Genomic DNA, 15652 nt, shown 5'->3' with positions numbered 1-15652 from the left:
ATTATACAATTCAATCACATGTATTAAACCAATCACCTCTATTAAATTAGATGTTATTTTTGGTAAGGTAAATACCAAATACTTTTTAATTTAATTCTTAATACTTTTTACTTTAATTCTTAATACTTTATAGGGCTCCGTTAAAATGTAAGCTATACATAAGGGCACAAAAAAAGGGAGCTATTAGCTCCCTTTTTAAAATATAATGTCTAAGACTATTTTACTGTATCTATTACAGCTTTGAATGCATCTGGATGATTCATTGCAAGATCAGCTAAAACCTTACGGTTCAATTGATTTCCACTTGCAGTTAATTTACCCATTAATGCAGAATAGGATAGTCCGTGCTGACGTGCACCAGCGTTGATACGCTGAATCCACAAAGCTCTGAATTCTCTTTTCTTATTTTTACGGTCACGGTATGCATATTGCAAACCTTTTTCGACTGTGTTCTTAGCAACGGTAAAAACCTTGCTTCTAGATCCCCAATAGCCTTTGGCTAAATTTAAGACCTTTTTTCTTCTTCTTCTTGACGCTACTGCGTTAACCGAACGTGGCATGTTGTTTTGTGTTTTGGTAAGCGGTGTTCCTTGTCAGAAACTTAAAACCTGATACCTGGTTAAATTAATTTGTTGATTACTTGCCTATACAAAGCATACGCTTAACGTTGCCTGAATCTGCATCAGAAACTAAACTTGTCTGACCCAAGGCACGCTTGCGTTTGTTACTCATCTTGGTTAAGATGTGACTTTTAAAAGCGTTCTTTCTTTTGATTTTACCTGTTCCAGTAAGCTTGAAGCGCTTTTTTGCACTGGAACACGTTTTCATTTTTGGCATAATTATATTTATTTATTTATCAATTATTCTGCTTGTATAATCGTCAATTGCAAAATACCACAAAGGCAAATTAGCAAATCCGATTTTATCGGATGACGAATTATCTTTTACCTACATGTTTAGGAGCAACGGTTAAAAACATCCGCTTTCCTTCTAATTTAGGTAATTGTTCAACCTTACCCACATCTTCCAATGCTTGAGCAAACTTTAATAACAGGATTTCTCCTTGTTCCTTATAAACGATTGCACGACCTTTAAAGTGCACATATGCTCGAACTTTCTCACCACCTTCAAGGAAACCAATGGCATGTTTTAATTTAAATTGAAAATCGTGATCACTAGTATTAGGCCCAAAACGGATTTCTTTAATCACCGTTTGTTTTGCATTGGACTTAATTTCCTTCATTTTTTTCTTCTGCTCGTAAATAAACTTGTTGTAATCAACAATCTTACATACAGGCGGAACTGCATTCGGAGAAATTTCTACAAGATCAAGATCCTGTTCAATAGCCATTGCTAAAGCCTCTCTGAACGGATAAATACCTGTTTCCACGTTTTCACCAGTTAAGCGCACCTCGGGTGCCCGGATCAAATCATTGATCTTATGTTCTGCTTCTTTCTTTTTAAACGGAGGGCGTGGTCCTCTGTTAAAGCCTGGTCTTCCTAATGCCAAATTATATTTCTATTTAAATTGTAATTTCTTTAACTAACTGATTACTAAATTGTTCAATTGTCATACTTCCTAAATCACCTTCACCATGTCTCCTAACAGAAACCATGCCATCATTCATTTCTTTCTCACCTATAATGAGCATAAAAGGAATCTTTTTCACTTCAGCATCACGAATCTTTCTTCCAATTTTCTCATCACGAGAGTCAATCAGCCCGCGAATATCGGAATTATTAAGCGATTCTAAAACTTTTTTTGCATAATCCTCATATTTTTCAGAGATAGGCAACACTATAAATTGTTCAGGTGAAAGCCATAATGGAAATTCACCTGCGCAATGCTCGATCAAAACTGCCACAAATCGTTCTAAAGATCCGAATGGAGCTCTATGTATCATCACCGGACGGTGTTTTTGATTATCACTTCCAGTATATTCAAGTTCAAATCGCTCAGGTAAATTATAGTCTACCTGAATAGTGCCTAATTGCCATTTCCTGCCAAGGGCATCCTTGACCATGAAATCAAGCTTTGGCCCATAAAACGCAGCTTCACCTAACTCAATAACTGTGGTTAAGCCTTTTTCTTCAGCAGCTTCAATAATTGCCGATTCAGCAAGCTGCCAATTTTCATCACTTCCAATATACTTGGCTTTATTTTCAGGATCTCTAAGTGAGATTTGAGCCGTATAATCATTGAATCCTAATGCTTTAAATACATATAAAACCAGGTCGATAACCTTTTTAAATTCTTCTTTAACCTGATCTGGACGACAGAATAAATGTGCATCATCCTGAGTAAAACCTCTAACTCGGGTTAATCCATGAAGCTCTCCACTTTGTTCATAACGATAAACTGTACCAAATTCTGCATAACGAACCGGAAGATCCTTGTACGATCGAGGTTTTGTTTTATAAATTTCGCAATGATGAGGGCAGTTCATTGGTTTTAAGAAAAACTCCTCACCTTCTTGAGGGGTTTTTATTGGCTGAAAGGAATCTGCACCATATTTTTCATAGTGGCCAGAAGTAATATATAGGTTCTTATGTCCAATATGTGGTGTAATAACCTGCTCATATCCAGACTTAACCTGAGCTCTTTGAAGAAAATTAACAAGCTTTTCGCGAAGTGCAGTGCCTTTTGGTAACCATAGCGGCAAACCCATACCTACTTTTTCGGAAAAGGCAAAAAGCTCTAGCTCTTTACCCAGCTTACGATGATCCCTTTTTTTGGCCTCCTCAATCATGTGGAGATAGTCGGTTAGTTCACTTAGCTTTGGATAAGTAACTCCATATATACGTGTTAATTGCTTTCTGGTTTCGTCGCCTCGCCAATAAGCACCTGCGACATTCATCAGCTTAACCGCTTTGATAAAGCCAGTATTAGGAATATGCGGACCACGGCAAAGATCAGTGAAATTACCCTGTGTATAGAAGGTGATTGAACCATCAGCCAGATCTTTGATCAAATCCAGTTTATATTCATCATCTTTTTCGGTAAAATATTTAATTGCATCACTCTTTGAAACCCCTTTTCTAGAAAATTCAGATTTTGCTTTTGCCAATTCCATGATCTTATCTTCGATTTCTTTAAAATCATCTGAAGAAAATTCACGATCACCAAAATCAACATCATAGTAAAAGCCTGTTTCAATTGCCGGACCGATACCGAATTTTGTACCTGGATACAAGGCCTCTAAAGCCTCAGCCATCAAATGTGCAGAAGAATGCCAGAATGTAGCCTTTCCTTCCTGATCATTCCAAGTTAAAAGCTTTACTAAAGAATCTTTTTCAATTGGTCTGGAAGAATCCCATACCTCACCATTCACCATGGCAGCTAAAACGTTACGTGCTAATCCTTCAGAAATAGAAAGTGCTATCTGGTGGGCAGTAGTTCCTTGTTCATACTCACGAACAGAACCATCAGGAAGAGTAATATTGATCATCTACAAAATGATTTATATTTATGATTTAAAAAATTCAAATGATCATCTACAAAGTGATCTTCATTTCAATCACAAAAATAAGATTTTATAAAGGATTTTGATGCTAAAATGGGAACTAAAATTGGGGGTGCCAATTTCATGAAGCGATTTATGAAAAAACTTTAACGTCTAAACATTGCCCCAACCATGAGTTAAAACATCTGCAATATGCATCGTTCTAATTTTTAAATCATGCTGATCAATATAGGCCTGCAAATTTAATAAACACGAAGAATCTGTTGAAATTATATAGTCAGCACCCATTTCTAAGGCATTATTTACCTTTTGTTCTGCCATTGCACTTGAAATACCATCAAATTTAACAGCAAATGTGCCACCAAATCCACAGCATACATCAGTATCCTTCATTTCTACAAGTTCAAGCCCGTGAACTTTACTTAATAATTGCCTCGGTTCAGCTTTAATATTACATTCTCTTAAACCTGAACAAGAATCATGGTAAACAGCCTTTCCTTCAAGTTCAGCGCCGAAATAATCTTTTTTAATAATATTAACGAGAAAATCACTTAACTCATGAATATTACTTTGAATAGCTCTACATTTATTATGAACTGCTGTGTTGGTAAACAGATCATTATAAGAATTTTTGACCATTCCAGTACACGAGGCAGATGGTGAAACAATATAATTAGTTTCAGAAAAATCATTCAAGAATTTTCTGCCAACTACTTTTGCTTCTTCCCAGAAACCTGCATTGTATGCTGGTTGTCCACAACAGGTTTGTTCTGTATTATAAACCACTTTACATCCAGCTTTTTCAAGAATTTTGATGGTATTAAAAGCTGTCTGCGGATAAAGTTGGTCAATAAAACAGGGAATGAATAATTCGACAGTCATAGGTAATTTCTTAAACAGTGCTAAATTCAGAAAAAAAAACTAATCCTTAGCTAAGGAAGTTGAAGATTCTGTTTTTATAAAAAAGATTGACACTAAAATCAATAAACCTATAATAAAAAACCCAGCAAGACTAATTGCTGAATTTCGCATACTTCCTGTAAACTCTTCGATATATGCAAAACTGAATAAACCAATCACAATAGCCATTTTCTCAGTAACATCATAAAAACTAAAGAATGAAGCGGTATCAGGAGTGTTTTCAGGCAAAAATTTCGAATAAGTAGATCTTGAGATAGATTGTATTCCTCCCATAACTAATCCAACAACAACAGCTACAGCATAGAACTGGCCTTCATTTTGTATATAATAGGCTCCAGCACAAACTCCAATCCAGACTAGTATAACTGCGATAATAACTTGGATATTTCCATATTTTTTTGCAAAATATGACATGATCAATGCACCAAAAATTGCTACCAACTGTATAATTAAAATGATTGCAATTAATTTAGCGGTTCCTAATTTCAAAACCTTTTCACCAAATCCGGCCGCTACAAGCATTATGGTTTGTACTCCCATAGAGTAAAAAAAGAATCCCAGCAGGAATCTTTTAAGAATAGTCATTCCTTTTAATTGATGCCAGACTTTGATAAGTTCTTGAAACCCACTTTTAACAGCTATTTTAGATAATTTATTGTAATTGGAGCTTCCTTTAGGCAATTTTTTAAATGGAATCTGAGAGAACGATATCCACCAAATACCGACCAGTAAAAACGATAAACGGGCTGGTAAGGAAGGGTCAGTAATACCAAATAATTCAGGCTTTAAAACAAAAACGAAGCAAATAATTTGCAATAAAACACTGCCTACGTATCCATATGCAAATCCTTTAGCACTTACCTTGTCTTGTTGATCAACTGAAGCTATTTCAGGCAAGTATGAATTATTAAACATAGCTCCTCCTATATACCCAATAGCAGCAAGGGTAAAACAAATGATACCTAATTCTAGTGTCTCGAGCTTAAAAAAGAATAAACCTGTACAAGCAAAACTTCCAATATAGGTAAAGACCATCATAAACACCTTTTTATTGCCTCTGAAATCTGCAATAGATGATAATACCGGCAAGAGTAATGCCATAATAAGATAGGCTGCTGAAAGCGCATAGTTTGAAAGAGCCGTATTTGTAAATTCAGTGCCAAAAAACATAACCTTGTCGCCATTTTGCTCGGTTGTAGTAATGATGGTATAGTATGCTGGGAAAATTGTTGAAGTAATTACCAAGTTATAGGCAGAATTTGACCAATCAAACATGGCCCAGGCCTTAATAGTATCTTTATTGTTTTGCATTTTAGATCAAGGAATTTTAATTCATTTCAACCAGAAAAAATTGATGTATTTGAATTATATAAGATTTGAAAATAAAGAAAATAATCAATCTTCAAGATAATTATGTTTAATTAATTGCCTTAAAACTTAACTTTCCTACTTCATTAATTATGATCTTACCGGCGCTTCAACTTATGTTGTTCATTTAAAGCAGCACATAATACTTTGTGCAATTCAAGGGCAGTATGAAAATTAAGGACGTTATTGCTAGGGTATTGTTTATATATTTTATAAATAATAATACTCCCCATTTACCTTGATAGTGCCTGCATCGAGGAGCATCCGGATAACATTTAATTTTTCATTATCATTTCCAATTTGCAAAGATTCTATTAATTGACTTAGGTGTAAAGGCTTATTAGTTAACTCATTGAGTATCGATTTAACTAAGGCATCAGAGTTTCCAGCTTTTTTTGAAGCCTTTTTATTCTCCAGGCAGACATCACAAACACCACAAGTTGGTGCATGAGCTTCATTGAAATAATTTAATAGTTGCTGACTTCTGCACTTATTATTTACGGCGTAGTTTATAATGGATTCAATCTGTGATTGATGAACCTGATAACGATCTTCATGATATCTTCTATCAATTAAAAGATGTAAAGTATCAACACGCGGTTTAATAAATAGTAAATGCGGTTTATCTGTTTGTTCAATATAATTAATGATCTGAAGTGTTTGAAGTTTTTGAAGAATCTTTACTACTTCATTTCTAGTAATTCCTAGTCTTTTACCTAGATCACTTTCCTTAATCGCCGATAATTGATCAAAAATACCACCATATGACCTTAATAAAACCTTAATAAACTGATCATAAGCGGGTTGCTCAACCTGGAAGCGATAAAGATCTGCTGAGCCTGAAAGAACCTGAACTCTAGAGGCTAAAAAAACAGTTTCAGTCAAGGCAATATATTCATCATGCTCTAAAAATTTAAGAGCATGCAAGGTTCGAAATGGATCTAATTTAAATCGATTGCAAAAATCAGCCAGGTCAAATTCTAATGATAATCCTTCTCCTGCACCAAATGCTAGCTGATAATAATTGCCCAAATGATGATAAATCTGTTTTATTTCTTCAATAGAAGGATATTGTTGTTCAAATCTATTTTTGAGTTGAAATACATCCGAATTATTAAAAAGCAGAACAGCATAAGCCTTTTTTTCATCTCTTCCTCCCCTTCCTGCTTCCTGATAATAAGCTTCAAGGCTTTCAGGAAGATCAAGATGAACTACAAAACGAACATCAGATTTATCGATACCCATCCCAAAAGCATTGGTAGCAACTATTACCTTTACCTCCGAATTTTTCCATGCGGTTTGCTTTTTCATTCTTAAAGGAGTATCCAGTCCAGCATGATAGAAATCAGCTGAAATTCCTTGCATGGTAAGCTGCCTTGCCACTTCTTGAGTTTCCCGTCTGTTTCGAACATAAATAATACCTGTTCCTTTTACATTTTTGGCAATTGAAAAGAGTTTTCTAAGTTTATTTTCTTCATTATAAACTAAATAACTAAGGTTTTTTCGCTCAAAAGACTTCCTGAAAATCTGAGCGTGTTGAAAGTTTAATTTTAATTGAATATCTGCAGCAACTCTTTCTGTAGCAGTTGCTGTGAGAGCTAAAATGGGAACATTGGGATGTATTTCCCTAAGTTCTGCAAGGTGTAAATAAGACGGCCTAAAATCATACCCCCATTGAGAAATGCAATGGGCCTCATCTATCGCAATTAAATTAACCTGCATATGCCTGAGCCTCACCCTAACTAGTTCAGACAAAAGCCTTTCAGGCGACAAATAAAGAAATTTTATATCCCCATAAATACAGTTATCTAGGGCTATATCTACCTCCCGTTTCCCCATTCCCGAAATAATAGCTATGGCTTTAATGCCTTTGTCTTTGAGATTCTCAACTTGGTCTTTCATTAATGCAATCAAGGGCGATACCACAATGCATATTCCAGGTTTCAAAAGAGCTGGAACCTGAAAACAAAGTGATTTACCTCCACCGGTTGGCATCAATGCCAGTGTATCTTTTCCATCCAAAACTGATTGGATAATATCCTCTTGTAAAGGACGGAATTTGCTAAAGCCCCAATATTTGGAAAGAATATGATGAATTGTCATAAAAACAAATTCAATATAGGGTTAAAACTAAAAACCATAGATCAAGAGAAGAATTTTGATAATACCAAAACTATGAATAATTGCTAAATTGCGAATCCAAATAGATTAATACATGAATAGATTAATATTTTTAGTTTTCGGTATCCTGCTGAGTTCAAAAGTGTTTGCTCAGACAAGTCAAAAATGGAATGTAGAAAAACCTACAGGTCCGTCTAAATCATTAACATTTCAAACCAATGAAGGTACATGGATGAATTTGGATGTAAGTCCTGATGGTCAAGAAATTGTTTTTGATTTACTTGGAGATATTTACAAAATGTCTATAACCGGAGGGAAAGCAATTTTACTTGCCGGTGGAATGGCTTCAGAAGTACAACCAAGGTTTAGCCCCAATGGCAAATTTATTTCTTATACCAGCGATAAAGACGGCGGAGATAATATTTGGGTCATGAATGTTGACGGATCCGGAAAAAGGGCAATAACTAAAGAAAATTTTAGGCTCCTTAATAATGCTACATGGTCTATAGATAATCAATATCTCATTGCCAGAAAACACTTTACAAGTAGCCGATCACTTGGCGCTGGTGAGATGTGGATGTACCATATTGCCGGAGGTGGAGAAGGTGTACAGCTAACAAAAAGAAAAAATGATCAGCAAGATGCTGGAGAGCCAGAAGTTTCACCAGATGGAAAATTTGTTTATTTCTCTGAGGATGTAAGTCAAGGGCCAAATTTTCAATATAATAAAGACCCTAACGGAGAAATATATAATATCCGCCGTTTAAACAGATTAACAGGTCAAATTGAAACTGTTGCAGGTGGTGATGGTGGTGCTATTCGTCCAGAACTCTCACCTGATGGAAAATTCCTTGCCTTTGTGAGAAGAGTGCGTTTGAAATCTGAATTATTTATTCAGGATTTGCAAACTGGCGAAGAATGGTCTGTGTATGATAACCTTACTCATGATATGCAAGAGGCATGGGCTATTTTTGGGCCATATCCTAATTTTGCATGGACTCCAGACAGTAAGAATATCATTTTCTATGCACAAGGAAAAATCAGGAATCTTGAAGTTTTAACTCAATATTTAACTGAAATCCCATTTGATGTTACTGTTAATCAAACAATAATGGATGCTTTGCATTTTGAACAAAAAGTTTTCAATGATGAGTTTGACGTAAAAATGATCAGGCAGTTAACAACATCTCCTGATGGAAAAAGAGTTGCTTTTAATGCTGCAGGATTTATTTATGTAAAAAATCTGCCTGATGGTAAAGCTGCTCGTATATCTACGAGCACAGAATTTGAGTTTGAACCCGAGTTTAGTCCTGATGGTAAATACCTAGTCTATGTAAACTGGAGTGATGAAAATAAAGGTTCAATCATGAAGTTAAGCCTTAAAGACACTGTTTTAACCAAATTGACCCCAGAAAAAGGATACTATTATAGTCCTAAGTTTTCAAATAAAGGAGATAAGATCGTTTATCGGAAAGGTGTTGGAAATGATGTGTTAGGATATCCTTTTGGTAAAAATCCAGGAATTTACATCATAGCAACTGAAGGTGGCACGGCTTCAAAAGTACTTGACAATGGCATCAGGCCTATCTTTAGTTCGGATGATAGTCGAATATTTTTTCAGAGTTCTGAGGGAAGTAAAAAAGCTTTAAAGAGTGCAGATCTTAATGGCGGAACTATCCGAACTCATTATACCTCTACCTATGCGAATGTGTTTAACCCAAGCCCAGATGGTAAGTGGATTGCGTTTAATGAATTATTTAATGTTTATATCACCCCATTAGTTACTGTTGGCATGCCTTTAGACCTTTCATCTGGTAACAAATCTTTACCAATTACTAAGGTTAGTAAAGATGCAGGTACGTACATACATTGGAGCAAAGATTCAGAACGTTTAAACTGGACCTTAGGATCGCGTTATTTCTCAAAAGAAATAAAGAATTCTTTTGCCTTTCTTGGAGGGGGAAACGATAAGATCAATCGTGCTGATACTTTAGGAATAGACTTACAACTAAAACTTAAATCAGACAGGCCAGAAGGTAAAATTGCCATAACAAATGCCAGAATCATCACCATGAAAGGCGATGAAGTAATTGAGAATGGTACAATTGTTCTTGAAAACAATAGAATCATTGCTGTTGGGTCAAAAATTACTATTCCTGCCGATGCTAAATTGATTGATGGTACAGGAAAAACCATTATGCCGGGTCTTATCGATGTGCATAGCCATTTAAGAGCAAGCTATGATGGTGTGTCCCCTCAGCAAGACTGGAGTTATTTTGCAAATCTTGCCTTTGGTGTTACCACATCTCATGATCCATCGGCAAATACAGAGATGGTTTTTAGTCAAGCAGATATGGTTAAAGCCGGAACGATGATTGGACCAAGGGTTTATTCTACAGGCACCATTATTTATGGCGCAGATGGCGACTTTAAAACAGTAGTAAACTCCATTGATGATGCGCGTTCGGCACTAAGAAGGATGAAAGCTGTTGGTGCATTTTCTGTAAAATCATACAACCAGCCTAGACGTGATCAACGCCAACAGATTATTCAGGCAGCAAGAGAATTGCAAATGGAGGTTGTTCCTGAAGGTGGTTCAACCTTTGTTCATAATATCACTCATGTTCAGGATGGACATACCAGTCTGGAACACAACATCCCTCCTGCACCGCTTTATAAAGATGTAAATACCTTATGGAATAAAAGTACAACCTCGTATACCCCAACGCTAATCGTTGCTTATGGAGCACAATCAGGCGAAAATTATTGGTATGACAGAACCAATGTTTGGGAAAATGAGCGATTATTAAATTTTACACCTAGATCAATCATTGATTCAAGATCAAGAAGAAGAACTACATCAGCATTTGCTGATTATGGCCATATAAATGTTGCACGAGCTGCAAAAGTTTTACAGGATGGTGGAACCAAAGTAAATCTGGGTGCACATGGACAACTTCAAGGCCTTGGAGCACATTGGGAACTTTGGATGTTTGCTCAAGGAGGTATGTCAGCCCTTCAGGCAATCAGAAGTGCAACATTAAATGGAGCAGAGCATTTGGGCATGGGAAAGGAAATTGGCTCATTAGAGAATGGTAAACTAGCTGATATGATCATTTTAGATGCTAATCCACTGGATGATATCCGGAACACTGAAAAAATTAAATACGTAATCATTAATGGAAGAGTTTATGATTCGGCCACAATGAATGAAACGATTAGCAGGGAAAAATCACGCAACCTTTTCTGGTGGCAGATGAACAGGTCTGAAAGCTTTACTATTCCTCAGGGAAATGTTGAAACTTATCTATATACCCATCCTAAATGTGACTAAAACTCGCTAAATTAACTATTTGTAACGCTGGCAGCTTGAATAAGGTGTCAGCGTTTTTTATTTAAATATGTTGAGCAATCACAAATCCACTTGACCAGGCCCATTGAAAATTATATCCACCAAGCCAACCGGTTACATCAACACACTCGCCTCCAAAATACAGACCCGGTACCTTTTTTGATTCCAGTGTTTTTGAGGATAGTTCATCTGTTGCCACACCACCTCTCATTACCTCTGCTTTATCATAGCCCTTATCTCCTGCCGGTTTAACATCGAATTTGTGAATAAGCTGATCGATTAAAAGAAAGTCTTCTTTGGTCAGTGAAGCCAGGTTCTTCTCAACAGGCAAATACTTATCAAGGGCCTCTGCAAATTTTCTAGTAAAAATATCTGAAAGAAGCCCTAATAGAGTTTTCCGGCCATTAATCATTTTTTGCGACTGAATAATTTCAATGATATTATCATTTGGAAGCAAGTCTATCCTGATCTGCTCACCTGGTTTCCAGTAAGAAGAAATTTGTAGAATTGCCGGTCCACTAAGACCCCAATGTGTAAATAATATATTTTCTTCGAAGCTAATTTTATCATTCGAAACCCTACAAAAAATAGAATTACCACTAAGCTTTGCATACCAATCGGCATCCTTTCCTGTTATTGTAAGAGGAACTAAGGCCGGAGCCGTTTCAGTTATTCTAAGTCCAAATTGTTTGGCTACTTTCAAACCAAAATCAGTAGCACCCATTTTAGGAATAGGTAAACCACCAGAGGCAATTACGACACTGCAAACTGTTACATCTTTAAGTTTATTGGCAAGAGCAAAGGTGATTTTAAACCTACCAGAATCCAATTTTACTACCTCTTTAACTTCAGAATTGGTAAGGATTTTGTGTCCAAAATCGGCACAAAGAGATTCAAAAACACGAACAATGTCTTTGGCATTATTGGTTTGGGGGAATAACTGGCCAAGCGTCTTTTCTTGCCCGTCTATACCATAAGTTTTAAAAAAACTAATGGTATCATCAACAGAATATTGAGAAAACGCTGATTTACAAAAATGTGGGTTCTCAGAAATAAAGTTAGACTCTTCAGAATACAGGTTGGTATAATTACAACGCCCGCCACCTGAAATCAGAATCTTAGCTCCAATTTTTTCGTTTTTTTCAAGAATTAAAATTTTTTTACCAAGAAATCCGGCCTGAACAGCACACATTAATCCACAGGCACCAGCCCCAATAATTACTGCATCAAAAGCATTTTCCATTATTTCACAAAGATAAACTGATTAGTTTATGAAAATCTATTCTTTAATGCAGCAAGTTTTATAGCGATATCCGTTTCAGGTTCTTCTTTTTTAAACTCCACCTTATTTACATGAGGTTTAGGCTGTTGTACAACCGGTCTTGGTCTTGGTTCTTGCTTTTCATCCGTTTTCATTGACAGAGCGATTCGTTTTCGATTTATATCCACCTCTGTTACCTTAACCATCACTTTCTGACTCACTTTAACCACTTCATTTGGGTCTTTGATGTATCTATTTGACATCTGACTCAGATGAACCAGTCCATCCTGATGAACACCAATATCAACAAAAGCACCAAAAGCGGTAATATTAGTTATTATTCCAGGGAGGAGCATCCCAACATGAAGATCTGTAATTGCATTGATACCATCAGAGAAACTGAAGGCCTCAAACTGATCACGTGGGTCAAGCCCAGGTTTAGCCAACTCATTGAGAATATCATTTAATGTTGGAAGACCCACACTATCACTTATATAGTCTTGAAGTTTTATTCTCTTTCTAAGCTGTTCATCTTTCATCAGATCATCCAACTTACAATTAAGATCCTTGGCCATTTTTTCTACTAAAGCATAGCGTTCAGGATGAACCGCACTACTATCAAGAGGATGCTCTGCATTACGAATACGGAGAAAACCTGCTGCCTGCTCAAAAGCCTTTTCACCCAAACGTGGTATCTTTTTTAGATCGTTTCTTCGTTTAAAAGCACCATTCTTATTTCGATATTCCACAATATTTTGGGCAAGTTGTGGGCCAAGACCTGAAATATAGGATAAGATCTGTTTTGAGGCTGTATTTAATTCTACACCTATGGCATTCACACAACTAATTACTGTATCATCAAGTGAGCTCTGAAGTTGATTCTGATCAACATCATGCTGGTATTGCCCCACTCCTATTGATTTTGGATCTATTTTTACCAATTCGGCCAATGGATCCATTAATCGTCGGCCAATAGACACCGCTCCTCTGACGGTAATGTCCTTGTCTGGAAATTCCTCCCTAGCCACATCTGAAGCAGAATAAATTGATGCCCCACTCTCATTCACCATCACTATAATCAAGTTGGGAATTTGTAAGCTACGCACAAATGTTTCTGTTTCACGGCCAGCGGTTCCATTGCCAATAGCAATTGCCTCAATTTTATATTTATCAGACAAAAATTTAACAGTTTTTCCGGCCTCTTTCACTGCTTCATTCCCATTATGGGGATAAATATTTGTGTTCTCGATCAGCTGTCCCTGCTCATCCAAGCAAACCAGTTTACACCCTGTACGAAATCCAGGGTCAATAGCCATAATTCTTTTTTGCCCTACCGGTGCAGCAAGCAATAATTGGCGTGCATTATCTGCAAACACACGTATGGCCTCAGTATCTGCTTGTTTCTTTGTAAACAAACGTACTTCTGTTTCCATAGATGGCTTGATTAATCGTTTAAAGGAATCTGCTGCTGCCTGGCTAACTTGTTCTGATGAAGCATTCCTACCTTTAACAAAAAATGAGTGCAAAAGAGTAATTGCATCATCTTCAGGCACAACAATATCCAAAGTAAGAATGATCTCTTTTTCAGCTCTTCTTAATGCCAAAACACGATGTGAAGGAGCTGTTTTTACCGCTTCAGTCCAGTCAAAATAATCTTTATATTTCTGTCCGTCTATTTCCTTGCCTTTGATCAATTTTGAGTGAAAACTGCCCTTTTGAACAAAAATTTCTCTCATTTTCATTCTTAATTCAGGTTGTTCAGCCATAAACTCTGCCAAAATATCCCGTGCTCCAGACAAAGCATCTTCAATAGTTAGTACGGCCTTTTCATCATTAATATATTTTAGAGCTTCTGCTTCAAGATTATCATTAGTTTGCTCTAAAATAAAGTCTGCAAGTTTTTGCAGCCCTTTTTCTCTGGCAATAGAAGCCTTAGTTTTGCGCTTTGGCTTATATGGAAGATAAATATCCTCCAAATGAGTCATTGTTTCTGCTTCAAGTATTTGCTTTTCAAGTTCAGGGTTAAGCATTTCCAAGTCATTCATGGATTTTAATATTGCTTCCCTTCTCTTATCAAGGTCGACTAATTGTTGATTTCTATCACGAATAGCAGCAATCTGAACCTCATCAAGGCTACCAGTCATTTCTTTCCTATATCGGGCAATAAATGGAACTGTTCCGCCTTCATCAAGCAAATCAATGGTAACCTGAACCTGTTTCTCTGCTATCGAAAGCTCGATAGCTATTTTCTTATTCTTATTAACAATCATTTTGCATTTCGTAATTCACAGCGAATTTGAGGCTAACTATTCAAATTTCAAAAAAAGCTTATCCACAAAGTGAAATAAAAAAATATAGAAATAAATATCCCTTATTGAAACTTTAAATCAAATATTTATAAATTTGAGCAATGAACGAAATTTCACAACTATCTGAATTCGGTAAAGTGTTTATTTATCTGATAATGGGGGTCTTATTCGTTCTATTTACCTTTTTTTTAGGTTGGCTCGTTGCCCTTAAAAAACCAAATCCAGAGAAGCTCAGTTCCTATGAATGTGGTGAAGAACCTACTGGAAATTCTTGGATACAGTTCAATTCACGTTTTTATGTTATTGCATTGATATTTCTACTGTTTGATGTAGAATTAGTATTTATTTTTCCATGGGCAACCGTTTTTGGACAAGAAGCATTATTAACTGCAGATCCACGATGGGGATGGTTGAGTTTAATAGAAATGTTTATTTTTATTGGCATACTTCTTATTGGATTGGTTTATGTTTGGAAAAAAGGTGATCTTAACTGGATCAGACCAGAACAGTTATTGCCTTCTTCACCTACTAAAATTCCTTATTCCGCATACCATACCTTGAATAATGAAAAATACCAGATCAAAGAGTTTACATTAGATCCTGTTAGTATAGAATCAGAAAAAGCAGAGCCGGTACTAAACCCAATTCCCTTTAAACCTGCATTTAAACCTAAATTTAAAAAAACTGAATAGTGAGTCTAGAAATTAAAAGTGAAGGTGGATCTGTTTTAGTTGTCAAAGTTGACGATTTGCTAAACTGGGCTCGTTTATCATCATTATGGCCAATGAGCTTTGGTATTGCTTGTTGTGCAATAGAAATGATGGGATCAATGGCATCTACCTATGATCTAGATCGA

The 15652-nt window shown here is 36.1% G+C and carries 11 protein-coding genes and 1 pseudogene; 3 read left to right on the top strand and 9 right to left on the bottom strand.

Annotation, left to right across the window (positions count from 1 at the left end; translation table 11 throughout):
• Positions 1–215: 215 nt before the first annotated feature.
• From rplT to ACIQZ6_RS05075, 7 genes are all read right to left on the bottom strand, one after another.
• Positions 216–560: a 50S ribosomal protein L20 gene (rplT, locus tag ACIQZ6_RS05105; protein ID WP_395808850.1), complete on the bottom strand. Its 345-nt coding sequence runs from the start codon at positions 558–560 to the stop codon at positions 216–218.
• Positions 561–636: 76 nt separating this feature from the next.
• Entirely contained in the window at positions 637–837 is a 201-nt protein-coding gene (gene rpmI / locus ACIQZ6_RS05100) for a 50S ribosomal protein L35 (RefSeq protein ID WP_090705136.1), read from the bottom strand.
• A gap of 100 nt (positions 838–937) precedes the next feature.
• A complete protein-coding gene (gene infC / locus ACIQZ6_RS05095) occupies positions 938–1510 on the bottom strand; it encodes a translation initiation factor IF-3 (RefSeq protein WP_306550971.1) in 573 nt (190 codons plus the stop codon).
• Between the two features lie 13 nt (positions 1511–1523).
• Entirely contained in the window at positions 1524–3449 is a 1926-nt protein-coding gene (gene thrS, locus ACIQZ6_RS05090; RefSeq protein ID WP_395808848.1) for a threonine--tRNA ligase, read from the bottom strand.
• A gap of 168 nt (positions 3450–3617) precedes the next feature.
• The gene (locus tag ACIQZ6_RS05085; RefSeq protein ID WP_395808846.1) at positions 3618–4346 is read right to left on the bottom strand and encodes a (Fe-S)-binding protein; all 729 of its coding nucleotides are present in this window, start codon (positions 4344–4346) and stop codon (positions 3618–3620) included.
• A gap of 39 nt (positions 4347–4385) precedes the next feature.
• The gene (locus ACIQZ6_RS05080; protein WP_395808844.1) at positions 4386–5696 is read right to left on the bottom strand and encodes an MFS transporter; all 1311 of its coding nucleotides are present in this window, start codon (positions 5694–5696) and stop codon (positions 4386–4388) included.
• 267 nt (positions 5697–5963) lie between these two features.
• Positions 5964–7856, bottom strand: coding sequence for an ATP-dependent DNA helicase RecQ (locus ACIQZ6_RS05075; RefSeq protein WP_395808842.1), 1893 nt, complete (start codon positions 7854–7856; stop codon positions 5964–5966).
• Between the two features lie 112 nt (positions 7857–7968).
• On the opposite strand from ACIQZ6_RS05075, the gene ACIQZ6_RS05070 reads away from it, so the two are divergent.
• The gene (locus tag ACIQZ6_RS05070; RefSeq protein ID WP_395808840.1) at positions 7969–11208 is read left to right on the top strand and encodes an amidohydrolase family protein; all 3240 of its coding nucleotides are present in this window, start codon (positions 7969–7971) and stop codon (positions 11206–11208) included.
• A 61-nt stretch (positions 11209–11269) separates the two neighbouring features.
• On the opposite strand, the gene ACIQZ6_RS05065 is transcribed toward ACIQZ6_RS05070, so the two are convergent.
• Both ACIQZ6_RS05065 and ACIQZ6_RS05060 read right to left on the bottom strand, forming a co-directional pair.
• On the bottom strand, positions 11270–12469 hold the full coding sequence (locus ACIQZ6_RS05065; RefSeq protein ID WP_395808838.1) for an NAD(P)/FAD-dependent oxidoreductase: 1200 nt from the start codon (positions 12467–12469) through the stop codon (positions 11270–11272).
• Positions 12470–12495: 26 nt separating this feature from the next.
• Complete coding sequence (locus ACIQZ6_RS05060; protein WP_395808836.1) at positions 12496–14757, bottom strand: Tex family protein; 2262 nt, start codon at positions 14755–14757, stop codon at positions 12496–12498.
• A gap of 140 nt (positions 14758–14897) precedes the next feature.
• On the opposite strand from ACIQZ6_RS05060, the gene ACIQZ6_RS05055 reads away from it, so the two are divergent.
• Both ACIQZ6_RS05055 and ACIQZ6_RS05050 read left to right on the top strand, forming a co-directional pair.
• Complete coding sequence (locus tag ACIQZ6_RS05055; protein ID WP_395808834.1) at positions 14898–15488, top strand: NADH-quinone oxidoreductase subunit A; 591 nt, start codon at positions 14898–14900, stop codon at positions 15486–15488.
• Positions 15485–15652: pseudogene (locus ACIQZ6_RS05050) on the top strand (NADH-quinone oxidoreductase subunit B); the annotation flags it as partial. The gene ACIQZ6_RS05055 and the pseudogene ACIQZ6_RS05050, both read left to right, overlap by 4 nt.

It is taken from the genome of Daejeonella sp. (assembly GCF_044348475.1).
Classification (GTDB): domain Bacteria; phylum Bacteroidota; class Bacteroidia; order Sphingobacteriales; family Sphingobacteriaceae; genus Daejeonella.
This window is presented reverse-complemented; position numbering and strand designations above follow the sequence as displayed.